This window comes from Rhodanobacter denitrificans (genome assembly GCF_003335105.1).
Classification (GTDB): Bacteria; Pseudomonadota; Gammaproteobacteria; order Xanthomonadales; family Rhodanobacteraceae; genus Rhodanobacter; species Rhodanobacter denitrificans_A.
In genome coordinates this window covers 438,080-464,170 of sequence record NZ_QFWQ01000005.1, presented here as the reverse complement: position 1 = coordinate 464,170, position 26,091 = coordinate 438,080, and the positions used below count along the sequence as shown (strand labels likewise).

16 protein-coding genes are annotated in these 26,091 nt (G+C 61.9%); 4 read left to right on the top strand and 12 right to left on the bottom strand.

Features of this window, described 5'->3' with window-relative positions; translation table 11 throughout:
- Positions 1–125 precede the first annotated feature (125 nt).
- The gene (locus DEO45_RS09365; protein WP_114342862.1) at positions 126–950 is read right to left on the bottom strand and encodes a PEP-CTERM sorting domain-containing protein; all 825 of its coding nucleotides are present in this window, start codon (positions 948–950) and stop codon (positions 126–128) included.
- A 475-nt stretch (positions 951–1,425) separates the two neighbouring features.
- A complete protein-coding gene (locus DEO45_RS09360; RefSeq protein ID WP_114342860.1) occupies positions 1,426–2,481 on the bottom strand; it encodes a hypothetical protein in 1,056 nt (351 codons plus the stop codon).
- A gap of 853 nt (positions 2,482–3,334) precedes the next feature.
- Here DEO45_RS09360 and DEO45_RS09355 point away from each other — a divergent pair.
- The gene (locus DEO45_RS09355; RefSeq protein WP_223250834.1) at positions 3,335–4,180 is read left to right on the top strand and encodes an N-acyl amino acid synthase FeeM domain-containing protein; all 846 of its coding nucleotides are present in this window, start codon (positions 3,335–3,337) and stop codon (positions 4,178–4,180) included.
- 299 nt (positions 4,181–4,479) lie between these two features.
- On the opposite strand, the gene prsT is transcribed toward DEO45_RS09355, so the two are convergent.
- The 7 genes from prsT to DEO45_RS09320 form a co-directional block, all read right to left on the bottom strand.
- Positions 4,480–7,314: an XrtA/PEP-CTERM system TPR-repeat protein PrsT gene (gene prsT / locus DEO45_RS09350; protein ID WP_114342858.1), complete on the bottom strand. Its 2,835-nt coding sequence runs from the start codon at positions 7,312–7,314 to the stop codon at positions 4,480–4,482.
- A gap of 40 nt (positions 7,315–7,354) precedes the next feature.
- Complete coding sequence (gene prsR, locus DEO45_RS09345; protein ID WP_114342856.1) at positions 7,355–8,719, bottom strand: PEP-CTERM-box response regulator transcription factor; 1,365 nt, start codon at positions 8,717–8,719, stop codon at positions 7,355–7,357.
- Positions 8,716–10,797, bottom strand: a complete 2,082-nt coding sequence (gene prsK / locus DEO45_RS09340) for an XrtA/PEP-CTERM system histidine kinase PrsK (RefSeq protein WP_114342854.1) — start codon at positions 10,795–10,797, stop codon at positions 8,716–8,718. Before prsK ends, prsR begins: the two co-directional genes overlap by 4 nt.
- 62 nt (positions 10,798–10,859) lie before the next feature.
- Positions 10,860–12,029, bottom strand: coding sequence for a non-hydrolyzing UDP-N-acetylglucosamine 2-epimerase (wecB, locus tag DEO45_RS09335; protein WP_114342852.1), 1,170 nt, complete (start codon positions 12,027–12,029; stop codon positions 10,860–10,862).
- Positions 12,030–12,697: 668 nt separating this feature from the next.
- The gene (locus DEO45_RS09330; protein ID WP_114342850.1) at positions 12,698–13,426 is read right to left on the bottom strand and encodes a phosphatase PAP2 family protein; all 729 of its coding nucleotides are present in this window, start codon (positions 13,424–13,426) and stop codon (positions 12,698–12,700) included.
- 212 nt (positions 13,427–13,638) lie between these two features.
- Complete coding sequence (locus DEO45_RS09325) at positions 13,639–13,842, bottom strand: hypothetical protein (RefSeq protein ID WP_114342848.1); 204 nt, start codon at positions 13,840–13,842, stop codon at positions 13,639–13,641.
- A complete protein-coding gene (locus DEO45_RS09320; RefSeq protein WP_114342846.1) occupies positions 13,839–14,528 on the bottom strand; it encodes a phosphatidylserine decarboxylase in 690 nt (229 codons plus the stop codon). Before DEO45_RS09320 ends, DEO45_RS09325 begins: the two co-directional genes overlap by 4 nt.
- A gap of 791 nt (positions 14,529–15,319) precedes the next feature.
- Between DEO45_RS09320 and DEO45_RS09315 the strand changes: the two genes are divergently transcribed.
- Together DEO45_RS09315 and DEO45_RS09310 are read left to right on the top strand one after the other, a co-directional pair.
- Entirely contained in the window at positions 15,320–17,566 is a 2,247-nt protein-coding gene (locus DEO45_RS09315; RefSeq protein ID WP_223250833.1) for a hypothetical protein, read from the top strand.
- Positions 17,567–17,775: 209 nt separating this feature from the next.
- A complete protein-coding gene (locus DEO45_RS09310; RefSeq protein WP_223250832.1) occupies positions 17,776–20,058 on the top strand; it encodes a hypothetical protein in 2,283 nt (760 codons plus the stop codon).
- An 85-nt stretch (positions 20,059–20,143) separates the two neighbouring features.
- Here DEO45_RS09310 and DEO45_RS09305 read toward each other — a convergent pair whose 3' ends face one another.
- On the bottom strand, positions 20,144–20,842 hold the full coding sequence (locus tag DEO45_RS09305) for an FkbM family methyltransferase (protein ID WP_189339711.1): 699 nt from the start codon (positions 20,840–20,842) through the stop codon (positions 20,144–20,146).
- A gap of 307 nt (positions 20,843–21,149) precedes the next feature.
- Here DEO45_RS09305 and DEO45_RS09300 point away from each other — a divergent pair, with 307 nt between their 5' ends.
- On the top strand, positions 21,150–23,207 hold the full coding sequence (locus DEO45_RS09300) for an acyltransferase family protein (RefSeq protein WP_114342841.1): 2,058 nt from the start codon (positions 21,150–21,152) through the stop codon (positions 23,205–23,207).
- A 116-nt stretch (positions 23,208–23,323) separates the two neighbouring features.
- Here the strand turns inward: DEO45_RS09300 and DEO45_RS09295 are convergent, their stop codons facing one another.
- Both DEO45_RS09295 and DEO45_RS09290 read right to left on the bottom strand, forming a co-directional pair.
- Positions 23,324–25,057, bottom strand: a complete 1,734-nt coding sequence (locus tag DEO45_RS09295) for an asparagine synthase (RefSeq protein ID WP_114342839.1) — start codon at positions 25,055–25,057, stop codon at positions 23,324–23,326.
- 106 nt (positions 25,058–25,163) lie between these two features.
- Complete coding sequence (locus DEO45_RS09290; RefSeq protein ID WP_189339710.1) at positions 25,164–26,039, bottom strand: phosphotransferase family protein; 876 nt, start codon at positions 26,037–26,039, stop codon at positions 25,164–25,166.
- Positions 26,040–26,091 lie beyond the last annotated feature (52 nt).

Below are 26,091 nucleotides of genomic sequence, written 5' to 3'. Positions count from 1 at the left end.
GTGCAGGAACCGGGTTGCGCCGACTGGCCTGCGAAGCCGTTCAGCGCAAGCGGCACCCAGAAAATGGCACCGCTTCGCAAAGCGGTGCCATCGAACGTCAAACCGCACGCATCAGGAGGCCAGCTCTATGCGCGCCGCCCGGTCTCTCTTTCTTTGCCGCGCCGCCGGACAAGCAAGCCCAGGGCGGTCAGCCCAAGGCCCAGCAAACCGATCTCACCCGGCTCGGGTACTGCGGTCCTGCCGATCAACGTGGCCGTTCCCGTAATCGGATAGTGGCAGATGTTGGTTGGATCCGGTGAAGGGGTACTCGAGCACCCTCTGACTATCGACTCCAGGAACTCCGAATTAAGCGTAAAGTCCGCGAGTCCTCCCAGCCCGTCGGCTTGGGTATGGGTCTGGAAGTAGTCGGCTGCAGGACCTCCGGTGGCGTCCAAGAACCCGAGTCCGTTGGATCCAGTCAGGGGATTGGCGACAGTGCCAACGATCGTGGAGAAAAGCTGCGCTGTGCCCCCAAAGCCGAGCACCGCACCCGTATGGCCGGACAACGTGAGCCACGGCGTACCGACGCCGGCCGTAGCCGGATTCAGCACATTGAAGCTGTTGGTGTTGTCAACGAAAAAGCTGATGGATCCCGGGCTGAACTCAACCTGGTTACCGGTGATGTTCGACACCGTGTACTGGAAGGTGAAGTTGAGGTCGCAACCCGGACAAAACGTTGACTGACTTGTCCCGTTGAACGAGGCAATCTCCCCGTAGCCGGTCAGCACGTTGCCGACCATCGAAACGCTCGTTTCGCGGAAATTGACTGCCTGGACGGTCAGGTCCAACGGACTGCTGGGATCCCACACGACGCCGCCCACATTTATGGGAGTGGCAAGTGTTGATCCACTCCACGCACCCAGCGCCAGCGCGCATGCGAGTGCGACTCCGATAGTCTTTTTCTTCAACATGTTCCTCTCCTCCTAGCCGATCTAAAAAACAATCACGGACAGCAGCCCAGAGTGTGCTTGCGCTGTAAGCCGAATAAAGCAAAGGGGATGCCAGAGATGCAACATGCTGTTTTTAATTGAATTAGTCGCTAAAAACTGTCGGGTTTACTCGGTATTTGTAAGGTATTCCGACACCGAAACGGCGGCATGAGTCTCCGCGCACCGCCGAAATTCATGTAACAAACTGTTTTTGTTGCAGTGTGTCCGGTGGCATTGACATCAAGCCGCGCTAGTAAAGGATTTCGACGTACAGCGGAAATCACCTGCCCTTCACTTCATCGATGGGAAGCCGCGAACTTTGGCCAGGGCAATGCCCGCAGGTGACCTTTGCGACGCGCGACTATCAAGGCCTGCAGAACGCGCGGCGGATGGGCACGAACCAAGGGCGCGCCGTGGGCGAAGCCATCGCACACGAACGAAGATCGTGCATGGCCAGTTATGGCGGCGCGGCGAAACTTCCCGGCACGCGCCTCCCACTGCGAGTGGGCGGTGCGGATCGCGAGTAGCCGAGCCGCAAGAACACCAAGCCGTAACCCGGCCCGCACAACTCGCCCAGTGAGGCACCCAGCCGCGAAACAGACCGCTGAAAGGCCGGTTCGACGGGTACAAATCCCAGGCCGAGCACTCCCGCCGCGGCATACGGCTGGACCGACAGACCGTCCAGGCTTGCCTGAAGCCACACTCGCTCCAAAGCCCGGCCGCCCGCGAGCACATCCGATCGCGCCGTGGACGGAATGACGAGCAGACACAGCCCGGGCGACAGCCGGATGGGCAGCCAGGCCGAGCGCCACCCCAGAACAGACGCCGTGCCCAGCCGGTTGAGCATGCGCATTAGCGCAGGATGACGCAGCGCCTGGAAGATCGGGCGCACCGGTGCTTCCACGGCCAGCGTGGCCGGGGCCAACCCCTCTTCGCAGGTGGTGTGCCAGCCAGCGGAAAAACGGATGCTCGAAAACAGTTCCGCATGCAGCGTCGGGCTCCGGAAACGCAGCGTCTCGGCCTGCCTGATGACGCCGAGTGCTGCTTTTCTCTCGCGCGAGGTCTGCGGCCAATAAAGCCGCTGCCCGGGAATCAGCTCGGCCTGGGCATTCAGGCGCGCCTGCGTTTCGGGCGTGATCGGGCCACGCCAGGGAAAGCGGCGGTCGGTGCGACGCTGTTCGATCGCACCAGCCAGCGGCTCGGGTTGATCGCGCTCGGGATCGCGATACCAACGGATGCGGGCGGCCCACAGCTCGTCGTCGAGGCGCGGAAAAGTCTGCACGTCCCCCGCATAACCGAGCGAGCGGGCGTGGATGATCATGTTTTCAACGCATGCGCCGGCGGCCAGGTCGCTCAGGACATATCGGGAATCCGATACGCGACCGCTACGGCCCGCGTCGATTCGAAGATCCAGATCGTCGCCGCACCATTCAAACCGCCATGGCTGCGAATTGTCCGCCGAGGGCGCGGCTATGCCCGCGCACAGGATGGCTGCTTTGGTCTCCCGGTTCACGGCCCGCGCCCTTCATATATGCACAGTTGTGTGAGTTGACCCAAAACACCCCGAGATCGGTGAGGTATTCCGGCCAATCGAGATTACACCGAACATTCAGCTCGCCGGTCCAACCACCGTACCGGGGATAAAGGCCGCCCCCGGAACCGTCCTTCAAGAAGCAAAACCTTAAATCATCGATGTCAAACGGAAGGCTTCCGCCATCCCGAGCACGCTGGATGGTTGCCTCGCGGGCTGACCTGAACCCCATACTTCCGCGCGTACGACCACCACGGAGACTTCCGGCGTCCGCGTGAGTCCGGGTCGGGGTGCGACCACGGCACCTAGACCTGCGTCTTTTCGCAACCCGGCAGCCCACGCATGGCATGTGGGCATGCAGGCTCCCAGCTCCGTAAAAGTTAAGATGCCGACCGCGCCGCAACTGCCGGTTGATGGCTGGTCGGCCGCCCCGCACGCCGGACAGACGAGCCGGTTCGCCGTGTTCTCGATCTGAAACACGATGCGCCCTCCGACGGCCGAAAGTCGACTTGACCACGCGCCACGCCGCGGACAACCCGAGAGGTTGCGTGAAGAGCGTTTCCGTCCCGTCAGCGAGGCCGCCTGGGGTAGCCCCTAAGTTTGGCGGCGGACCAACCACACAATTCACGAAAAAAGCCGGATTTTCCGTATCTTGATCCGCTTTTTTCGTATGCAGCTCACACAATCATAGCTTGCTCCTACCTTATATTTCACAAAGCCGTGACAAGATGTAACGGAAGGGGAACAGCGTCCACTATGGACACTGACCGTCTCTGAACGACCGAAGGCATGGATGTTGTCCGCGGTCCAGGCCTGATCAGGTTTCGTTACAGCCATGAAAGTTTCCGACAACTCGAAAACCGCCTCCGGCCAAGCATGGCCGGAGAGCAAGACAGTCATCGACATCACGGCGCGCCTTCCGCGTTCAGCCGTGCGCAGCAGCGAACCGCCGTGTTCATGCGCGACCAGCCTAGAGCAGGTGGAGTCGGCTTGGCGGTTGGTGTATCAACGCTACTCGCAAATGGGCCTGATCGACGAAAATTCGTTTGGCATTCATGCCGCTCCGGCTGCTGTGGGGCACCATGCAGCTGTGATATGGGGGCCGGAAGGGCCGGAGGTCGGCTATACGATGACGTTGTTCCGCGATAACCCCATGGGGCTCGCGCTGGATAGCGTATATGGGCGACATCTGGATGAGCTGCGACGAAAAGGGGGCCGCCTGCTTGAGGTGGGGATGCTGGCTGATCGTCGCCAGTCTGCTTCACGCGGCGTCGGGGCCCTGTTCAGCATGATGCGCTGGGCCATTCACTATGGATTGCACACCGATTTGACCGATATCGTTATCGGCGTGCATCCACGACATGCCCAGTTCTACGAACGCTGTTACGGCTTCGGGAAATTCGCGCCACCGACAAGCTACCCGCTGGTGCGCAACAACCCGGTGGTACCCTTGCGCCTCCGTCTGCGCGAAGAATTGGCGAAAGACGAGTTGCCCCGGGGGCTCGCTGATGCGCGCGACAACCCGGTACCCGCCAGTGCGTTCTCGCATCGCTTCGCGTTTGAGCCGGAGCAACTGCGTGATTCCGCGATAGAGGGCTTTTTGAAAGACCGCTATGGTATTGATCCGGGTCGCGAGCCTGCCCCTCGCCTCGCCGACCGCGATATCGCTTTATCAGCCTAGGTTTTAGCCAGACTCTACCGACTGAGAAGCCATTCCGCGTCGGGCGCGCGGGCGGGCACATGAGACCTCATCTGCGTCATTTGTCTGCAAGCGGGCGGGTGCCGCGGCTGATCTGGCCCCTGTTCCCCAGACATCCGGTTATGCGACGTGGGGCAGCTCGAACTGCTCCGGGTTGAGGTAGCCCAAACTCGAGTGGAGCGGGGTTCGATCGTAATCAACCTCGATATGATCGAACACATGCGCCTTGATCCTGTGGTCGACCAGACACAATGCCGCCAACAACAAGATGATAAATGGCACTACCTGCCAGGACCGCCACCACCTGCCCTGCTCAACGCGCGGTACAGTTTTTCCGCGGCTGGCTTGTCCTGAAAGTCGGCACCTGATTTTTGCAGCGTCTCGAGCGTGGTTCGAGCGCTGGCTCTGTCGCCCGTGCGCGCCTGCGCCACTGCCAGGTGATATTGAATGGTCGGCACATTCGGCGCCGCCTTGGCCGCGTTCACCAGGAGTGGCAACGCGGTCTTGGGCTGGTTGTCGGCGATCAACGCCCAGGCATAAGTGTCCGCAACGCCGGGCGGGCCAGGCGCCAGTTTGTAAGCCTGCTCCGCGAGCGCCAAAGCCTTGGGATTGTGCTGCTCGGTGTAGATCCAGGCGAGGTTGTTGAGCGCGTCAACATTGGTTGGATAAGACTTCAACACCTGTTCGTACTGCGTGGCAGCCGGCGCATTTTGCGCGTGGCCCATGTAGTACTGGGCCAACAACAGGCGCATGGACGCATCGTCAGGGTGCTTGGCCAGCCAATCGCGCAGTACGCCATCCGGTTGCCCGGCGCCACTTTCGCTCAGCGCCATGAAGCTCTTGACCACCAGCGGGCGCACGTTGTCGATCTTCAATCCTTGCTGGTAGGCCAGGGCGGCCTTGCTCCAGGACTTCTCAGCCATGTACAGGTCCCCTTCCAGGCTGAAGCCCGCCACCCTGGTCGCTGGCTGCTTTTGCAGCGTTTGTGCCATGGAGATTGCGCCGCGCGGATCGTGGTCATGCAACTTCATGAATGCCCGCAACGTCACCGCGCCCAGCTCTCCCGGATCCGCCTTGATCACCTCGTCGAGATTGCCTGCAGCAGTCTTGATGTCATTGTTGAGGATTTGCGCACGCGCCAGATTGGTGCGGTACAAGGGGACCTGCGGCGCAAGGTTCACCGCCTGCTGCAACGGTTTCAACGCCTCGTTGTGATGGCCGGCGTTGAGTTCTGCCGCGCCGAAGGCATTGAGCGCCGCCGGATTGTCGGGAGCGGCGTCTACAAACTGCCTGGCGGTGCCGGCGGCCTCTTCAAATTGACCGCTTTCGCTGTACAGCAGCACTAATCCGACGTACGCAGCACCGGCCTTCGGCGCCGCCTTGATGGCTTGCCTGAACCATTTCGCCGCTTGCGCCTTGTCGTTTTGCGCCATGGCGAGCCGACCCAGTGCCGTCATGGCCAGGGCGTTTTGCGGGTCCTGTTTCAATACCGTTTCGTAGCGGCCCACAGCGTCCTTGTAATGGCCATCAAGTGAATCCAGGCTGCCGAGGCTCAGCAGCGCGTTGATATTCTTCGGATCCAGCTTGTACGCTTCGAGATACTGGGCGCGCGCTTCGGCACGCTTGCCGGCGGCAACCAGCGTGGTCCCATACAGCAGGTGCGCGGCGCTGTTTTGCGGATTCTTCCTGGCGTATTCGGCTGCTGTCCGGACCGCTTCGTCTGGATGGTTCTCACGGATATAGGCCATGGCCAGCATGGGCGCGCGTTGCGCCTCGCTGGCTGCGTCGCCCGCGGGAATCTTCTGCAGCAGGCGTATGGCCTCGAAAGCATTCCCGCCGGCGAGCGCCTTGCCGGCCTGGGCGAACCGGGTGTCGGAAGGATGGCTTTCCTCCATTGCGGGAACGCCCGACCGCGCTGCTGAAACTGCCGTCCCCGATGTCCCCTCGGCAGAAGCCCGCTGCAACAGAGCCAACAGCTCGGTGTCGGACGGTGTGCCCGGTATGGCCGGGCGCAGCATGTCCAGTGCTTGGCGTGAGCGTCCTTCACGGTACAACGTCAGTGCCAGCAACTTGCGTGCTTCGACGTTCTTCGGGTCCGTACCCATGACGTTGCTGAGGTACATCTCCGCCTGGCTGTAGTTGCCCTGCGCGTAGTTGACTGCGCCGGTGAGCATTTGCGCTTGCGGATTGTCGGGCGACACCTTGAGCAACTGCTGGAGCTGGAAAATCGCGTCGTCGAAATGTCCCTGCTTGTACAACACCACGGCGTGCAGATAGCGGGGATACGGCTGCTGCGGCGTCATTTCCTCCAGCGTCTTGATGCTGGCCAAGGCCTTGTCCAATTGGTTCTGCTGCACCTGGGCGTTGGCGAGCCGGGTCAGCGCGTAAAAATGCTCCTGCGGCATCCAGTCGGGGTTCTTGAAGCCGAGCACGTTCTGATAATCCGACTCAGCGCCCGCAAAATCACCGCTTTCGAATGCCAGATCACCCTTGGCAACCCACGCCTGGGGGCTTTCCGGCGAGGCCGCCAGCGCCTGCTGCAGGTACTGGTCGGCCGAAACCGGATCGTTGGCGATGGCGGCCAGCGTAGCGAGCCCTACCAGTGCGCGGGGATTCCTGGGGTCCAGTGTCAGTGCCGTCTTGTACGATTGTAGGGCCTGGTCGTTTTGCGTTAGCGCACGATGGGCGTCGCCCCTCAGGGCCTCCACGCTTGCAGCGACCGGACGTTCGAAAGACTTTTCGGAAGACACGGTGACGAGCAGCTTGTCGTATTGCCGTGTTACCAGCAGCGCCCGCCCCATCGGCACCACCCAGCGTGCTTTCGGCACGCCGTTATCCTTGGCTTTTTGCAGGCTGCCCAGGGCGCCCGCCGGATCTCCGAGCATCAGCGAAGCCTGCCCGAGCAGCAGCCAGGCGTTGCCGTTCTGGCTGTCGCGTTGCAGGACTTTTTTGGCCTCGATATAGGCCGCGCGATACTCTCCATTGGCTTGGTACTTTGCGCCGGCGTCCAGGCTTCCCCGTCCTTTCGCCAAGCCGCAGCCGACCAGCAACAGGCTGATGCAAAGCAGCGCCAAACCGTGGCGGACGGCTCCAGTATTGAGCTTGGTCAAGCGCATATCGTCACCCCTTTGGCTTACCGCCGCGCGGTGCGCGGAGTCAGTCTGCGTGGGCAGGCTTCTTCAAGTCGTACTTGTCCAAAAGATCGTACAGTGTCGGCCGGCTGACACCGAGCAAGTCCGCCACCCGCGTGAGGTTGCCGCCGGCCTGGCTCAAGGCCCTCTCGATGGCTCGCTTTTCGGCGACGGCCCGCACCTCATGCAGGTTCAGGGCATCGCCGCCGCTGATCGCGCCGAAGTGCAACTCCTCGACCCCGATTTGCTTGCCCTCCGCCATGATGACCGCGCTGTTTACCGCGTTCTCCAGCTCGCGCACGTTGCCGCGCCAAGGGTATGCCTCGATTGCCTTGAGTGCCTTGGGAGTAAAGCCGTGGATATTGCGCCCGTGGCGACTGGCGGCCTGCTCAAGAAAATACCGTGCGAGGAGCGCCACGTCGCCAACCCGGTCGCGCAAGGGCGGAAGCAGGATGCTCACTTCGCTGACGCGGTAGAAGAGGTCCTCACGGAAGCGCCCTGCACGGATCAGCGCGTGCAGGTCCTGATGGGTCGCGCAGATGACGCGCACATCCACCGGGATCAGCTCGCGGCCGCCGATGCGTTCCACCACGCGCTGCTGAAAGAAGCGCAGCAGCTTCGCCTGCAACGCAACCGGCATGTCGCCGATCTCATCGAGCAGCAAGCTGCCGTCAGCGGCCAGCTCGATCTTGCCCTTGGTTTGCTTGTGGGCGCCCGTGTAGGCACCTTTCTCGTAGCCGAACAACTCGGCTTCAAGCAGCGGCTCCGGAATCGCCGCGCAGTTGATCGCCACGAACGGACCGTCGCGCCGTTTGCTCAGGCGATGCACTGCACGTGCGAACAGCTCCTTTCCGGTCCCGGTTTCGCCGAGCAGCAGGACAGTGGCGTTCGAAGGGCTTACCTTTTCCACCAGCCGGCAGGCGGCGCGCATGACTTCACTGCTGCCGATGATGCCGTCGAGTGTCGCGGCCGACTGGCTTTTGAGCTGGCGGTTCTCGGCTTCGAGTTCGTAAACCCGGAAGGCGCGATCCACGATCAGGCGCAGGACATCGAGATCCAGCGGCTTGGAACAGAAATCGTAGGCGCCGCATCCGATCGACTTGACGGCGTTGTCGCGATCGCCGTTGCCGGTGACCACGATGATCTTGGTATGGGGCGCCTGCTGCAGGATATCCGTGATCGTGGCGAAGCCCTCGGTGGTGCCCGCCGCATCCGGCGGCAGACCGAGATCCTGCAGTACGACGGCAGGCTCGTGGCTGCGCAGCAGGGAGAGCGCGGCGGCCCGGTCGCCGGCCATGACCACGTCGTAATCCTCGAAGCTCCAGCGCAGCTGGCGCTGCAGGCCGACGTCATCCTCGACGATCAAAAGGCGGCGCTGCCACTCGCTCATGACGCAGCCCTCAGCTTGCTGTCCGAAGTTGCATCCCCGGCGGGCTTGGCCAGCGGTAACCGGATTGCGAATACCGTCCCCTGGCTGGGGATGCTGCGCACGCTCATCGCTCCGCCCAGCGAATGCACGTACTTGCGAGCCTGGTAGGCGCCGATGCCCATACCCTTGCTTGCCTTGGTGGTGAAAAACGGCTTGAACAGCTGGTTGCGGATAAAATCCTCGTCCATGCCGGGTCCGTCGTCCTCGATTTCGATCGCGGCATCGCCCGCAGCGCGCTCTACCCTGAGCGTAACATGGCCGCGGACCTGCGCCGCGTCCTGGGCGTTGCGGATCACGTGGCCCAGCACCGTGGCAAGCTGGTCAGCGTCGGCGCGCACCCACAGGTCCTCCGCGCTGGGCCGGTACTCCGGTCGAGGCGACTGCGCGCTGCACTCGGCGAGCGCCTTGTCGATTACCACCCCGAGTTGCACGCGACCGCTCGCAGCTGGCGTCGCGTCGCCGCACAATTGGTCGAGCAGCATCGAGATGCGCTGCACTGAATTCCCCACGGTCGCAAGCATGTCGTCCATGAACGCCGGATTGTGCTTGTGGCGCTCGGCATTCTGCAGCAGCAGCGATTGCTGGGCCGCGACATTCTTGAGGTCATGCATCAGGAAAGCGGTGAGCTGGTTGAAGCCCTCGAACTGGCGCGCTTCGGCCAGGCGCTGCGCGTCCGCCGCCTGCGCCAGGGTGCTGGCTACCTGGCTGCCGGCGGCCCTCAGCAAATCAATATCCTCCCAATCGAACGCGCGGCGTGCGCGCGCCTGCGCCAGCACCACGAAGCCGATGAGGCGGTCTTCCAGCACCAGCGGGGCCGCCAGCCACGCTCGCGGCAAGCTGATCAATTCCGCGGGCGCCCGCAGCTCTTCGTCGCCCAGCGGAGGTGGCTGGTCCAGATCGTAAATCCAGCGGCGCCCCCGCATGAACTCCAACGCAGGCGCACATGCCGGGAGTTTCAGCCCAGCCGGCGTGGGCATGTTCAGGCTCGCTTCCGGCACAAAATCGTCGGTGTCGCCACGCATGAACAGCACGCCCGCCGGACTGTCCATGGTCTGCGCCATCGCGCGAAGAGCGCGCAACCGCAGGTCGGCATCGCCGGTCGACAACGTGACGGTCAGCCGCAACCATTCCTCGCGGTAGTCGTGCCGAAAACTGAAGAAATTCTTGGACAGGAATACCCGCAGATGCGAGCGCGCCCGTCCGGAGAACACAATCGACACCGCGCTCAGCAGCGAAAAACAGACGAGTGTGATTTCCGCGACCCTGCCCCAGTCTCCCCCGTACAGCCGCACGTAATAACCGCCGACCGCCGTGGCAAGGATGTAGAACGCGACCACCATCAGACTCGTGGAATAGAACACCACGCGCCGCGAAACCCCGACCTCCAGTGACCACTTCGGGTTGCGCACCGCCGCTACCAGCAACAGCGGCACCAGCAACGCGTCGATGAAGCCGCGCGCTGCCCAGGCGCTGGGGTTGAACTGCCGGTACAGCACAGCGTAGGAATACAAAAAGATGTCATAGGCGAACAACACGCCAAGCGCAATCACCAGAAACTTGAGCGCCCAGCGCCGTTCCGGCGCGGTGTTGCGGTAGATCTGTTCGAGAAACACCACGCCGAGCAAGGCCAGGATCAACACCCCGACCAGCGGGACATTGACGCTCAATGGCAGCACGACGGTTTGGAATAAGTCGGTCGCCGGCAACATGCAATAAAGCGCGAGTGCGATCCAGAGCGCGTGTGCACCGATGCGGAAGCGGCCCAGTAGCCCCGCCATCTGTCCGGTGCCGATGAGGGCGCTCAGGAACACGAGCCACGCGCCGTAGCGCAGCACTTCGGCCATAAGTAACCAATTGACAGCCACGCTGCGCTGCCATTCGGTGTAAACCAGAAACGCAGCCCACAAGGCCGAGACCGCTGTAGCCAGGATCAGCCGGCCTCCGGTACGCTGGCCGCGCCAACTAACTGCAAGCAGCGTCGAGCCCGCTAGGTACGCGACAGCGGCAGCCAGGTAACTGATGACGACGATGATATGCATGGCGTGGCGATCGCTGGCGACCCGGCTGTCTGCGCTCAGCCGGACGCCGCTCTCCCTCGGATTCAGGCATTGCCCAGCGCTTGCTGACTGGGGAACCCGACAACCCCTGCTTCCTCGACCGAGCGCTCCGGCGCGATCGACAGTCGTCGACGGATATCGTCCACTACGCGCGCTGCGGCCTGCCCGTCCCAGAGTTCGGGCTTGCGTCCGTGCGTCCAGCGACCAGCGAGAACCTCTTCCACTGTTCGCTCCAGTTCGGTGACCGTCACCAGCCGGTTGCTGCCCTCGGTGACGGTGATCGGCCGCTCGGTGGTGTTGCGCAACGTCAGGCAGGGTATGCCCAGATAGGTGGTTTCCTCCTGGATACCGCCCGAATCCGTGATGGCGAGGCGCGCGCCACAGACAAGGTTCATGAAATCCACATAGCCCAGCGGCTCGACGACTTGCATGCCGCTCGTTGCCACCAGGTCTGTCCAGAGGCTGAAGGCTTCAAGATTCTTGCGGGTGCGCGGATGCACCGGAAACACCAGCGGCAATCTGGCCGCGATGCGCGTTAGTTGACTGACCAGTGAAGCGAGCGGTGCGGGGGTGTCCACGTTGGCAGGACGGTGCAAGGTCACCACCGCGTACTCGCGCTTCTCCAGCCCGAGTCGCCGCCGCTCGCCGCTGGCATCAATGCGCTCGCGCATCAGTTCGTAGGAATCGATCATGATGTTGCCGACGCGCGTGACCCTTTCCGGCGCCACGCCTTCGGCCGCGAGATTCTCATCCGCGTCAGGCGACGGCGTCCACAGGATGTCGGCCAGCGTATCGGTCACCAGTCGGTTGATCTCTTCGGGCATGTTGCGGTCGCGGCTGCGCAACCCTGCCTCCAGATGCGCCACCGGAATGCACAACTTCGCGCCGACCAGTGCGCAGGCGAGCGTTGCATTGACATCCCCGACCACCACAATCAGGTCTGCTCGATCCGCGGCGCAGGCGCCTTCATAGGCAAGCATCACATTGGCGGTCTGTTCCGCATGGCTGCCGCTGCCTACACCCAGATGCAGATTCGGCGACGGCAAACCCAGGTCACGGAAGAAAGCTCCCGACATGTTCTGGTCGTAGTGCTGGCCGGTGTGTACCAGTCGCAGGTGGCACCAGGGTTGCGCATGCAATGCGTGAAACAGCGGCGCGACCTTCATGAAGTTCGGCCGCGCAGCCGCAATCAAATCTATCCTAAGCCGCTGCATGACAAGGCACCCCCGGTTCCTTAGGTGTGTTGAGTGTAGCAAGACACCGCCTGCGTTCCAGCGTGCCTGCAGGCAGGTTGCGGGATCATTCCGGCGCCAACACCCGCTTTGCCTGGGCGTATCTCGAGATCCACGCGATCGCTGCGTCAGCTTGCGAGCTGGGTCGGGCTGCATGATCCCTGACGCTCACCTCGTTCAGGCTATTGAGCCCGGCTCGAATTGCGCATCCATCACCAGGCCATGAGCTGGCCTGTTTGGCGTGGCCGCCCAGCCAGTGTTGCTTCACCTGCATCGGGCCGACATCGTCCAAGTGTGGAGTGCAATCGGGGCTGGTTGCAACGGAGCAGTGTTGGTACCGGTTGAAAACTGACGGCTTCGGACGGCTCACGGCGAAGCACGAAAGTGTAAAGAAATTCGACACCTGCAAAGCCTCCACGAATCCTCTCGCAGTGGTCTTGCGACAACCTCCGGTCAGAGAATTTTGGGGGCGCGCAAGTGCTCCATAGGCAGCTCGGCGCGCCGGAGGACCAGCGAAGCTGGCTCGAATGAATCCGCGCCCATGCATGGGCGACCCGAGCAAGCGCCCGACGAGGACTAAGCTCCGCGTGGCCGGCGATCACCGCACACGGACAGCACGGCGCCAATGAGTATCTGTCCCGCGTGACAGTTTATTCCTGGTGAGCGCCATTCACGGAATCGTTCGAAGCGGGATGCGCGTGCGCGATAGGCAAGCCCGTCTGCCGGCCATCCGCCTCCATTTTTGGCAACTGTGCCTGTGGGCCTGGATTGGGACGCCTGTCGATGGCCGCATGCCCGCTCACCCGCAGTGCGATCCAGCCTAGAACGCGCTCGGATGGAAATTCGTGCCCGACGGCGAGGAACATCAACAACAACATGCTCGCGATCATCCAGCTGCTTGCCAGTGGCGCTTGGACCAGGCGCCGCCACGTGAGTGCCAGGAAGACCGTGGCGACGACCGTGCCCCACAGGGCTCCCAGAACGACTTCCGACAGCGAATGATCCCGCAACACCCAACTCGATATCGAGATGGCGAGCGCGAGGGCCGCGCCCAGACCCACAGCGACGACACGCAGCCCGGTCTGGTGGCGACCGGTGACGAGCGCGGCGACTGAGGGCCAGAACAGAAACGACAGGGCAGCATGTCCGCTCAAGCCGATGAAGTTCCATCCGGCCGGGTGCCATCCCGAAACCATGTACCACACCTTGCTCAGCGCCACGTCACCGCTCACCAGCAGCACGGCTGCCAGCCACCACCACCCGACTCGTCGGGTGGCCGGGGACGCGAGCAACCACGCAAGAAGCAGCAGCGCGCCTGGCAGCAGCACGGCACCGTCGCCGATATAGATCAATGCATGCCAGACGCTGAGCATCGTCATTTCAAACCATTGCCTGATCTGGCCGAGTCCTCACCCGGTGGCGGCATCATTGGAGACCGTGACCGCGCCTGCCAACCTGTTCGCCTCGCCCCTGCAACACGCGGAATGCGCAGCATCATATGCGCATGATCCGGCATCAAATGGCCTTCCTCGACCGGCTTTCCTTCTGTCGGGGACTCATCTGCGGCAAGGCAGACGGGCCCGCAGCAGCCTTACCGATTGCCGAGATAAAACCTCAACAGAATCAAGCCGACCCCGACGACCCAGCCGAGCAACATCGCCACCGCGAGCCGACCAATCCTGACGTTGCTCGATCGCCAGACCAGATCAGACAGCAACCACCACAGGCTGGTGAAGACGGCAAGCGCGAAAATGCCCCAACCCAGGTGACCGGAGGTCCAGAAGAATCCATTCATCGGGCGGTCAAGCCTTCCGCTACAGCGGTTTCTCCGGCCCAGACACGATCGCCCGTGCGAACCAGCAGCTTTGTGGTGGCAGGCAATTCGAGCACCACCGTACTGCCCAGCAATATCCTGCCGATCCTCTGGCCACGCGCGACCTCCTCCCCATCCCGAACCCAAGTCTCGATACGCCGCGCCGCGAGACTGGTAATCAAGCGCACCGCGACTTGCCCGCAATCAGTTGCGATCATGAGGCGCTTTTGCACCGGAGAGTTTTTTTCCCGCAGAAACGCAAACTCACGCCCCTCCCCGTCCATGAAGCCGTCACCGTGCGATTCCACCTTGAGTACCGTCCCGGACACCGGACTGCGCTGTACATGCATGTCCCAGAAACTCAGCGCAATCACCAGATAGCGCACCTCTCCATGCACGTCCGCACTCGTCACCAGCCCATCCGCCGGAGCCAGCATGCTGGTGCCGGGAGGCGCGATACGCTCCGGATCACTGTAAAAATGGCGCAGAAACGCACGCTGGAATTCTCCCCGCTGCAGCCACGCGCGGATTTGCGTTTCCGGCCAGCGCTTGCGCGGCGGAAGCCAGCGCCGTATCAGCGGCGATGGATACGGAAAATAAAGCGCCCAGAGCACGACGGCCGCGGCCACCAGGCATAAGATCACGATTTGCAGAACAAGTATCGTCATTTCATTGCGTGCCGGACATCATGTCTGACTTCTTGCTGGCGACACGCCGTGCAACACAACGAAATGCTCAAGTTCGATCCCTCGTTCAGATATGGATCAAATCCGCACTGCTGCAAACGAAGCCACCGCTTCGCTTCGGTAAGTGACATTGCGAGATATCACGACCCGGGAACCAAGGCGACGGCTTGGTTATGAGGTTAGCGTAGGTGCGGACCTGCTGCCATCCCGGCAGGTGTTCCGAAGCAAAGCCGGTCGGTTGACTGCCGCCCTGGAGCTTGTCGGTACCACGGAATGAGGCCCTCCTGGAGACCTTTCGCGCGTTGCGTGAACTGGGTCACGCCCTATGGTTTCTCCACTCTGCCTTAACAGATAATTTAGAGACTAGCCGGCTAACTGGTCAACGATATACCGCGTTTCCACCTTTGGAAGCGGGCTCTGACGGGCAAGTTGCGTGGCGCTCAAGGCGTGACGACTTTTGCGTCAGGCATGGCGGGTCATGGAGGAACCGTGAAGTCCAAAAGCAGCCACGCCGGCGCGCGTGGGCTGGTCCTGCGACCGGCGGCGTCAGGGCTTTTGGGCAACATCGCGGGGCAGCCACATGGTCAGCAACGGGCCGCATTTGTCGACGCGGCCTGACTCCAATGCGACCAGCCCCGAGACATCTGGTTCGGCAATCCCAAGAACAGCAGGATTACAAAATAATGCGTATAAGCGAGCACATTGGACGATTCAGACAAGGAAACTGGCTTGGTCAAGCCGCTGCAAAGATGCTAAGTGGATGCGCAGGCTGCGTGTTGCTGCTCAGTGCGGTACCGGTACGAGCGGGAACGGTGGTGACGGACCACGTGATCAGCACAGTCGCGCAAGCGCAGACCAATGTTCCCATTACCTTCGGCCAGATCTTCAAGGCTGGCGACGTACCCCGGGGCGGGACGGTTACCGCCACACTCAATGGCCAGCCGGTAGCCTTGCAGGTGGACAGCAAGGCTACCCATCCTGACGGCAGTTTGCGTCACGCGGTACTGACAGCGATGGTTCCGGCGCTGCCGGCTAATGCGACGTTGCCGTTGACCCTTTCCGCAGGACCCTCGCCAGCGGTGACCGGACTGGGTCCGGTCAGTTTGTCGCAATTGCTTGCGACAAGCTACGACGCCAACGTATCGCTCAATATCGGCGGCCGCAGATACACCGCAAATGCCCGCGCACTGTTACAGACCGCCAATGCCACGAATGCGTGCAAGCCCTGGGGCACCCAATGCAACCAGTGGCTTTCCGGCCCCCAGACCAGCGAGTGGATCGTCAACGGCCCCGTGACGGCGGCGGATGGCACGACCAACCCGAACTTGAGAATCTACTTCGCGGTGCGAGCCTACGCAGACGGCTCGCATGGCACCGTGCGCCAGGTACAAACCGATGTCATCGTGGAAAACACCTCGGCCTACACGCCACAGGCGCAGCCGCAATACACCGCGACCCTGACGTCCGGAAACGCGGTTTACACCAGCCCCGCGCTGACGCAGTACGCCTACACGCGCTGGCACCAGGTGCTGTGGTGGAACCAAGTCCAGCCACAAGCCTATTTGCAGCAGAACACCGGGTACATTCAGGCGAGCAAGGCAGTGTCCCGCTACATGTCGTTGACGCCTGACGAGACCTTTCTGGCCAGCTTGCGCCAGACCTGCGCACCCCTGGATCACTGTGATCAGACCCAGAAGATGCACATGACCGGCGCACAGGCAGCGATCGGTCCGCTGCCGCGCTGGACCAGCGTGTACATCATCGACCCGGATGTGCGGGCCTACAACTGGATGCTGGCCAACACCGATGCGCTCGGTGCGTATGACATCCATTACCGGGATGCGGCAACCGGCTGGCCCGTCAGCATCCAGAAGCACCCCAACATCACGACCGCGGCCTGGGCGTACGCGCAAGGCGTTGCTCAGCAACCGATGACAGGGTCTTTGGCCAACCAGGCGAAGATTGCCGCCTATCGGCGTGACTTGCTCCCAAACTGCGTGAACAACGCGGTGGTGACGGGGTGCACCACTGGGTCTTACGGAACGGGAAGCCCGACGTTGTGGGACAACGCGCACCAGCCGGCGCAAGCGTACGTACCGTACATGGTGACGGGTTCGTACTATTACATGTCCGAGTTGGCCTTTGCTGCTTCGCGCAACGAGCTTTCGCCGAATCCTGTTTACCGTGGTTACTCGCTGGGATTGATTGATGACAGCTACAGCCAGGTGCGCGGCAAAGCCTGGGTACTGCGCCAGATGGCCGATGCGGCATGGTTGTTGCCCGATAGCTACCCGCTGAAGGCCGAGTTCAACGCGAGCGTCAATAACTCACTGGCGGACTGGAATCACAAGTACACGAACAATCCAGGCGCCAGCCCGCTGGGCCTGGTGAATAGCGGTCACAGTTACAGCATGAACGGCGGTACCAGGAACGCCATGGCGCCGTGGATGCACAACTTCTTCACCTGGTCGGCGGGTCACGCCGCGGAGTTGGGCTTCGGGGGGGCTGCGGAACTGCGTGATTGGCTGGCCAGATTCGAGGTTGGCTTGATGACCGACTGGCAATCCAATTCCACGCGAGGGTATTGCTGGCTGGAAGCTTCGGCCTACACGCTGGTGGTTACCGACCCCACTGGGCAATCCTACCTGCCGTCGTACAGCGCCATGTATGCGGCAACGTTTCCGAGCCTGATTGGGTTGGCCTGCAATTCGCCGGCGATGGTAACCGCGATGGGAACCCTCGAAGGCCAACCGTGGCAGGCGGGCAAGATGCATGGCTATGCGTATTCCGCTACGGGCTATCCGGCCAACCTGCAGATTGGGTTGGCTGCCGCTGCCGACGGTGCCGTGCCCAACGCTCTTCAAGCGTGGAGTCTGTTTGAATCGCGCAGCGTGAAACCGAGCGGAACGACTGCCTATAACAACTATCCCAACTTCGCCGTCGTCCCGCGGTCCGTCCAAGCCGCTACAAGCACAGCGTCGCCAACGATGCCCATGCCGCCGCCGGGCACGACCCCATAACCAGTCACGACGCCGCCAAGTAGTCGGCCGTCACGAAGTGGGTGATGCCTGTAGCCAGGCCGGGGACATCCCCGGCTTGGCACATTCAGGGTGTAGCATCTGACGCGACCCGCGTGTGTCCGGCATCCACGGTGCGTCCAGGCTCCGGTATGAGTCCAGTACGCCACTGCGCATGCATCTTGGCGATTGGACGGTACGGAGGTTGGCAGATGGCAACGGATCTTCGCAGCCAATCCAGCTTGGACGACGTGCTGGATGCGCTTTGCCACTTCGTCGCGAGCACGCTATGCGTGGTCGGGATACTGGTGCTCGGAACGGCGGCGCACGCGGCTACCGTCGTCACCGACAACGTCTACAGCCTGGCCACGCAGAGGCAGATCAACGTTCCCGTCACCTTTGGCCAGGTCTTCAAGGGCGGCGACGTGCCAGGCGGAACGTCACTGACAGCCACCTTGGGCGGCCAGCCAGTCGCGCTGCAGGTGGATTCGAAGGCGACCAACCCGGATGGCAGCTTGCGCCATGCGGTACTGACGTTGAACGTGCCTGCACTGGCGGCCGGAACGAAATTGCCACTGGTGCTTTCGACCGGGACGGCCGCATCGGCAGCACCCGTTACCCCGGCGCAATTGCTGGCGACGGGTTATGACGCCACGGCATCGATCCACATCGGCGGCAAGGTCTACACGGCCAGCGCGCGTGCAGCGTTGCAGGCAGCTGACACAGCGAAACAATGCAGGCCATGGAGTCGCCACTGCAATGTGTGGTTGTCGGGTCCGCTGGCGAGCGAGTGGGTGGTGAACGGTCCGGCGACGGCTTCCGATGGCACCGCCAGCCTCAGTCTACGGATCTACTTTGCAGTCCGCGCGTATGCAGGCATGACGTCAGACAGTATCGGGCGAGTACGCACCGACATCATTGTCGAGAACTCCGATGCGTTTTCGCCACAGGCACAGCCGCAGTACACGGCGATCCTGACGTCGGGGAGTGCGAGCTATACCAGCCCCGCGCTGACGCAGTACGCGTATACGCGCTGGCATCAGGTGTTGTGGTGGAACGATGCCAAACCCGGTGTGTATCTGCAGCAGGACCCGGAGTACCTCCAGGCTAGCAAGGCGGTGTCGCGCTACATGCCATTGAAGCCCGACGAGAAATTTCTGGCCAGCTTGCGCCAGACCTGCGCGCCCCTGGACCACTGTGATCAGACTCAGAAGATGCATATGGCTGGCGCACAGGCGGCGATCGGTCCGCTGCCGCGCTGGACCAGCGTGTACATCATCGATCCGGATGTGCGGGCCTACAACTGGATGCTGGCCAACACCGATGCGCTGGGTGCGTACGACATTCATTACCGGGATGCGGCAACCGGCTGGCCCGTCAGCATCCAGCAGCACCCCAACATCACGACCGCGGCCTGGGCCTATGCGCAAGGCGTCGCGCAGCAGCCGATGACAGGACCTGCGGCCAACCAGGCGAAGATTGCTGCCTACCGGCGCGACCTGCTGCCGAACTGCGTGAACAACGCGGTGGTGACGGGGTGCAACGCGGGGTCTTACGGAACGGGAAGCCCGACGTTGTGGGACAACGCGCACCAACCAGCGGAGTCCTACGTGCCGTACATGGTGACAGGTGACTACTACTACATGTCGGAACTCGCGTTCGGCGCTTCACATAACGAGATCTGGTCAAACCCGGTTTATCGCGGGCTCTCGAAAGGCCTGATCGATGAGAGTCACGCCCAGACACGGGGCAAGGCGTGGGTACTGCGTGAGATGGCGAACGCGGCATGGTTGCTGCCCGATCACCATCCCTTGAAGGCCGAGTTCAACGCCGATGTCGAAAACTCGCTGGCGGACTGGAACCGGAAGTACACCAACAACCCGAATGCCAATCCGCTGGCGATGATGGACAGCGGCGCCACCTATCCCGTGGTAAAGGAGCAGAAGCAGCGGACGGGGGAGAAAGGCATGGCGCCGTGGATGCACAGCTTCCTTACCTGGTCGGCGGGGCATGCGGCGGAGCTGGGTTTTGCGGGCGCGACGGAGTTCCGCAACTGGCTGGCCAAGTTTGAGATCGGCATCATGACGGGTTGGCAATCCGATCCGACGCGCGGCTTTTGCTGGCTGGAGGCTTCGGCCTACAACTTTGTGGTGAAGGACGCCAACGGCAACTGGTTAACCAACTATCCGGCCGTGTACGCGGCGACGTTTCCGAATCTGGTTGGGCTGGACTGTAATTCGCCGGCGATGATCGCGGAGATCGGCAAGCTGGAGAAGCAGCCGTGGCAAGCAAATAAAATGGTGGGCTATCCCCATTCAAGTACGGGCTTCCCTGCGAACCTGCAGATTGGCTTGGCGTCGGCGGCCGACAGCGGCCTGCCCGGCGCGCACGAGGCGTGGAGCCTGTTTGAATCGCGCAGCGTGAAACCCAACGGCATGACCGCCTACAACAACTACCCCAACTTCGCGATCCTTCCGCGCTCCTCGACGCACTGACTGCCGCCCTCCCCTGCGCTGCGCCCCTGCTTGCTGCAGCCTGAGATTTGCATGGATGCCGGCCCTCATCAGCCGCCGGTTCGAATCACAACTGCTTGGCCCGCGCGAACGCGACATCTACATAAAGAAGTGGACCGCCCCTTGCCTGCTGGGTAAGTACGGGAAAATCAATCAAGCGAAAACCATGGTCCTTCATGAACGTCCCGATCTCGATCAAATCCGGCTCCCCTTCCTGCCGTTTCGCGATCGCGACCTCCATGAGAACCACATCGGTTTGTTCCAGTACCTTTACGGCGCCACGCAACACCTCGAGTTCGAAGCCTTCCGTATCGATTTTCACGAAAAACGGACCTGGCTTATCACGATAGGCATCCAGTGGAACGACGTGTATCTCGCCAGACTTTTCGGACGCTCCCCACCGCTGTTCAGTGTCTGCATTCGGCGGCAAGAACGACGATCCGGTAGGACTGCTCGACAAGCGATAAATCGGCAGGTATTGCTCCTTGCTGCCGACCCCTACCAGATGATACTCGGCGTCAATGCGCCCACAGATCTCGCGCAGCACCGGCTCAAACTCCGTTTGTGGCTCGATCAACACGAAATGGGCTTGTGGAAACGCCGCATAGAGCCAGGGCGTACCGTTTCCCACTCCTATATCAAACACGGTTTGCGGCCTTACCCCGGCTTCCGCCATGCGACGGAGAAAACTGGAGTATCCGGACGGGGGGGAGCCGACAATCTTCAGCTCATAGCCGAAGCGCGCGATGATGCGCTCCATGGCCATGCGTGATATCCGTCTGATGCCCATCGATTCACCTTATGACGTCTCGCCTGATTCACTTGCCTGGCACGTCTGGTGCTTATACGCCACGCGTGATGCGATGATGATGCGCCAGCGCGACTCTACCAGAACCTGGAAGCCTGAAGATGGAATGCTGGATTGCCTGGTATGCCGCGGTGCTGGTCAACGATCGGATCCGCTTCGCACAACTCAACTCTCACCCGCGATGTCGTGTAGCGCTGCGCGCGAATAGCGTTTCCGATTGAATGCGCCCATTGCAATTCGACACTCTCTCCGCAAAGGTCGGTCGATGGCCATCCGAGACATCTTCAACCGCGTGCACCCCAAGGGGTTTTATCGACCGGACATCGACGGCATGCGTGCGCTGGCGGTATTGGCGGTAGTTGCCTACCACTATTCGCCAGCGAACTTTCCGGGTGGTTTCATCGGCGTCGACATCTTCTTCGTCATCAGTGGTTACCTGATTACGGGAATCCTGGTCAAGGCCATCGAGGGAAACGAGTTCCCGACCTTTCGTGGTCTGCTGTCGGACTTCTACCAACGCCGCATACGCCGGATCTTTCCCTCGCTCATCCTTGTGTTGATTGCCTGCCTGGTCATTGGTTGGCTGGTGCTGTTTTCCTCGGAATACGAGCGTCTTGGAAAGTACGTTGCGGCAGGCGCCGGTTATGTGGAGAACTTTGTCCTATGGATTGAAGCCGGCTATTTCGACCGCGCATCGATCGAAAAGACCCTGTTGCACCTGTGGAGTTTGTCGGTAGAGGAGCAGTTCTACATTGCGTGGCCGCTGCTTCTGTGGATCATTACCCGCCGGCGCTGGCCGCTGCTGAAGTCCATAGCCCTGATCGCGGCAGTGACCTTTGTGCTGAATGTATCGCTGGTCTTCAGCGGCCATGCCACGCAAGCGTTCTATTCCCCCCTCTCCCGCACTTGGGAGCTGATGGTAGGGGCGTGGCTTGCGGTAGGGCACCTGCACGGCACGCCATGGTTGTCCGATTGGCGCTCCGTGCAATCCTGGGGAGGGATGACTCTCATCGTCGCAGGGCTTGCGCTCATCGGGCCCACCAGTGCATTCCCGGGTTTCTGGGTGTTGCTTCCCGTGCTCGGGACCGCGTTGATCGTCAATGCGGGGCCGAACACGTTCTTGAACGGTCGCCTGCTGAGTTGGCGCCCGGCGGTGTGGGTGGGGCTGATCAGTTACCCCCTGTATCTCTGGCATTGGGCGTTGCTCTCACTGGTGGTCATCGTCTTTGGCGACAACAACCCGACGTTTCGCCACGTATCCAGGCTTGTGCTGGTGGTGGTGTCGATTCTGCTGGCGTGGCTGACCTACCGCTACTTCGAGGGCCCGGTCCGCAGGAGTCGGAGAGGATTTACCACGATTGGCCTCACAGTAGCGGTTGCGACATTGGGTGTGGCGGGCCTGGCTGTTCATGTGGCCGCAGGAGTGCCGGACAGGCCAGCAAGTTTTGTTTCCGCCAAGGCCGAGCAGTATGTCAAATCCATGCAAATGGATGCCCTTGCCAACTCCCGTGACTGCTTCAACCCCCAGACCAAAATGACGTTTTTGCAGAAACAAGGCGATGACGCGTACCTGCCCGAAAAATGGTACTGCGAGATTGGCGACATACACTCCAAAAACGTAATGCTTGCTTATGGCGACAGCCATGCGCGGGCCATGACCCCGACCCTGGACAAGTACGGCAAGGCCAGCAACACGAAGATTGTTTTTTCGTCCATCGGAAGTTGCCTGCCATTGGCAGACGTCATCGTCCATACCGATTATTCGAATGCATGTCACGAGTTGGGCAGGAAAGCGACCCGTTTCGCCAGTGAAGAGCGGCCGAAGGCCGTCATAATGATCGAAGCGTGGACGAGTTATCTCGGTGCGGGAAAGATTCACATCCAACGCTCGATCACTGGCGAGCAGGCGTTGCGTACCGCGTTGAGCGAAACGCTTGGTTTTTATCAGAAGCTGGGTATCCCGGTGGTGCTCATGGGGGACAATCCCCATCAACTCACCCCGGTCCCCAAGGCGGCCATCCGGTTTGCCGTAAACCCGTCGGACCAGCGGCTGAACGCCGGTGCGGTGACGCGACCTGGAGATGAGCAGCAGCAAGCGAAAGCCAATTCAATACTCAAATCGGTCGCCTCGCAGTATCCACTGGCGTCGGTGCTGGAGGTCAGCAACGCACTGTGCAATGCCGATATATGCCCGTGGGCAACGCAGCATGAGTTTCTCTACTACGACCTGGATCACCTGAGTGCGGCGGGCGCGCTGCAGGTCTACCCGATGTTTGCGGCACATATGCACGCAATACTGAGCCACGGCGGCCTGGGTAATTAGTATGGGCATGACTGCAGCCCGCGACTTGTGTCAGTGGGGGATCGGCGCCGCGGCACCATCCCGGATGGGTGCACACCGCGAGCGGGCCTGACGCGTTGATTGTGGCGAGGTGTGGCCTAAAGAAGCAGCTTTCGCCATACGACCTCCACTGCCAGCGCCCGTGCCAGGGCCTGGTTGCTGGGCAAGCGCTGCAAATCCAGCAGCCGGTCCATGCACCATTCACCGGGTAGCACCGCGCGGCAGTACGCCAGCCATGTCGGTGCGACTGCGCTCCTGCGCAGACAGCGCCCCGCAGCGTTGATGAATGGTCGTGCGAATACCGGCCGCGAGCGGCTCATCCATGCGTGGAATCGCATCCTGGCAGGCGGGCCATCACTGAACCGGAAACCGTACTCCGACATCTGGCGAGCCACGCCGGAGTGCAAGGCATCGATCAGGCGGGCTTCCAGCCGCCCGGCGTCTTTCCACGCCAGTGGCAGGCGCCAGGCCAGTGCAACTGCCACCGGGTCCGCCAATGGGGTCATATAGTACCCATGGCGTACGGCTACACTGTTGTTCACCGCCATCCAGTGATGGCAACGAAATAGCGGGTAGGCGAGTTCTATCCGGCTGCGTTCGACAGGTTGGGTGAGGTTGTCGCTGGACCCGCCCACCGCGCGGGCAATCGCTGTCGCCATACGGTTTTCATAGGCCGACAGGGCACCAGGCTGCCGGAGGACCCTCCGGTCGAAGCCACGATAGAAGGTGCGCACGAGATCCATGGCGCTGAAGCGGCGGTCGGGGAGATGGAAATAATTGCGGAAGATTTCACCGCCGCCGCCGTTCAGGCCCAGACGACCGCCTGCAGTCTGGTCGAGGCGCGTTTGCTGGTCGACGCCCGAGTCGTACACGCCATCATTCGGAAGTCCGTCGAAGAACAGCGAATTGGCGACGATACGTTGGAGACCGGGTGGCGCCAGCTGCGCGTCCAGCGCGCTTTTATCGATCACATCCAGCGGGATATCGACGCTGCCCGCGACGGCGCGGGCAATCGAGACATCTACAGACGTCTCTTTGCCGTACACAAACAGCTCCGGTCGATTCCCCGCCGCCAGCAAACCGGCCAGGATGAGGCGCGAGTCGAATCCACCGGAAATCGCTGCACGCGTGTGCGATGGGAATGCTGCCGTCGTTTCCGCGAACACGGTTGCGAGGTGCTCTGCGACTTGTTCCACCGCCGCGTCAAGGGTGGCAGAGATTGGCGCCACACTGCTGTCCCACGCGCGCGTGCGCTCGTACCGGACGTTTCGGATCAGGTCCAGCCCGCTGCCAAGCTGGAGCGTGGTGACACCGTCCGCGACGGTCTCATCGGAGTGCGAGGCCCCCAACAGCACGTACTCAACCGCAGCCGCCGCATTCAACCCGACGCGGCCGGCGTAGGCGCAGGTCGCGAGCCAACTGGTGCTGTGAAACAACCCATCGGGACTCGTGTACAACCGGACAAGACCGAGGCCATCGTTCAGCACCAGACATTGGTGCGCGGTGCGCAGAAACAGCACGAAGTTTCCGCGCAGCGAAGCCTCGTCGATCTGCCTGCCGGCGCTGCTGTCTTCGATCAGCAATCCCAGCGCTGCCTTGCCAAATTTGCCGCCGTACCACAGCGGTCCCACGCAATACGCGTCGCCGAGCGGCGTATGGAGTTCGAGGTTTTCCACTTCAAGCTGAGAGGGCGACGCCCAGGTGACCAAGGCGCTCCCGTTCCAGTCCAGGTGTGGCCCCGCGGCAAACCCTTGTTGCTGCATGGAGCCCGATGCGCGACGCACGCCCTCCGGGCTGGCGCCAGTAACCGATACGTACAGCGCGTTGAGCATCTGTTACCTCGCTTGAGGCAGAAAGGGAATCCGAGCGTGTTTCCCACCCCAGCGCGACTGCGGCCCCTACTCCGCGATGCCGGGCTCGCTCGTGACCTGTGGTCTATCAGGTGAGTGCGCGAAGCTGTGCTGCGGTCTTTTCCACCAAGGGCAACATTTTCCAATGAGCAATGACGGCGTCAAGCGCTCCGCGCTGGCGGTATGCGCCCCAATAACATAGTGAAAAATAAAGCTGCGCCCAGCGTAGCGTGCGCATGTCGATCGCGTCGCCAAAACCGGCGAGGAAGGCGGTCTCCGCCAGCTCATGGCGGCGACGTGCACGGGCGCCGATGCCGCCCAGATTTGCGAGCCAGAGGTGATTCACAAAGGGCGCAAGATCGTAGACGGCCGCGCCCGTAGTCGCCCGCTGAATGTCCAGGCCCACATACCGTGTGGCGCTGCACAACATGTTTCCTGGCTTGAAATCGCCGTGGATCCGTACTCCACCAATGGCAAGCGTGTCGGCATCGCGGCCGACGCGCACAAACAGCTCGCACGCGGAACGCAGCTTGCGGTCTGCAGCGAATGCGCTGCCGTAGGTTGCCTTCAAGTAGTCAATCCGCTTTCCCACTTCGAGCCCTTGCCTGACGTCGCCGTCAGCGCCCGCTCCATGCAGCTTGCGCAGCCAAACTCCTGCAGACCGGAACGTTGCGTACACTCCCGTAGCGGTCTGCTTGCGGGCATGGCGCTCGAGCTCTTCGCCCGGGAACAACCCAGTGATCATGACGCCATGGTTGGCGATCGCAAGAAAGCCCAACGGCTCCAGCGTCCCGTAGCGTGCGCAGCCAGCGAATGCAGGTTGAAGCACGCGCAGGGTTTCGTACTCCTCGCGTAGCTCGGCGCAGTCATCCGAGTCAGCGGTTCTGCCGCGGCTGGCCTTGGCCACGATTCGCGCGCCGCATTGCGCGCATTGCAACCGATGGATACTGGAGTTCTGGCGCATCGTCGGTCTGGCCGTCCGCACCCACCCGGCATTGGCATGGCACTGTGTGCAT

What these genes read in the sequence shown, in the direction of transcription:
- prsK (WP_114342854.1), bottom strand. Translation starts at nt 10,797, where the DNA reads ATGCATATCATCGTCGTCATCAGTTACCTGGCTGCCGCTGTCGCGTAC.
- prsR (WP_114342856.1), bottom strand. Translation starts at nt 8,719, where the DNA reads ATGAGCGAGTGGCAGCGCCGCCTTTTGATCGTCGAGGATGACGTCGGC.
- DEO45_RS09305 (WP_189339711.1), bottom strand. Translation starts at nt 20,842, where the DNA reads ATGGCCATGGAGCGCATCATCGCGCGCTTCGGCTATGAGCTGAAGATT.
- DEO45_RS09295 (WP_114342839.1), bottom strand. Translation starts at nt 25,057, where the DNA reads ATGCTCAACGCGCTGTACGTATCGGTTACTGGCGCCAGCCCGGAGGGC.
- DEO45_RS09355 (WP_223250834.1), top strand. Translation starts at nt 3,335, where the DNA reads ATGAAAGTTTCCGACAACTCGAAAACCGCCTCCGGCCAAGCATGGCCG.
- DEO45_RS09365 (WP_114342862.1), bottom strand. Translation starts at nt 950, where the DNA reads ATGTTGAAGAAAAAGACTATCGGAGTCGCACTCGCATGCGCGCTGGCG.
- DEO45_RS09300 (WP_114342841.1), top strand. Translation starts at nt 21,150, where the DNA reads ATGGCCATCCGAGACATCTTCAACCGCGTGCACCCCAAGGGGTTTTAT.
- DEO45_RS09325 (WP_114342848.1), bottom strand. Translation starts at nt 13,842, where the DNA reads ATGAATGGATTCTTCTGGACCTCCGGTCACCTGGGTTGGGGCATTTTC.
- DEO45_RS09310 (WP_223250832.1), top strand. Translation starts at nt 17,776, where the DNA reads ATGGCAACGGATCTTCGCAGCCAATCCAGCTTGGACGACGTGCTGGAT.
- DEO45_RS09290 (WP_189339710.1), bottom strand. Translation starts at nt 26,039, where the DNA reads ATGCGCCAGAACTCCAGTATCCATCGGTTGCAATGCGCGCAATGCGGC.
- DEO45_RS09330 (WP_114342850.1), bottom strand. Translation starts at nt 13,426, where the DNA reads ATGACGATGCTCAGCGTCTGGCATGCATTGATCTATATCGGCGACGGT.
- wecB (WP_114342852.1), bottom strand. Translation starts at nt 12,029, where the DNA reads ATGCAGCGGCTTAGGATAGATTTGATTGCGGCTGCGCGGCCGAACTTC.
- prsT (WP_114342858.1), bottom strand. Translation starts at nt 7,314, where the DNA reads ATGCGCTTGACCAAGCTCAATACTGGAGCCGTCCGCCACGGTTTGGCG.
- DEO45_RS09320 (WP_114342846.1), bottom strand. Translation starts at nt 14,528, where the DNA reads ATGACGATACTTGTTCTGCAAATCGTGATCTTATGCCTGGTGGCCGCG.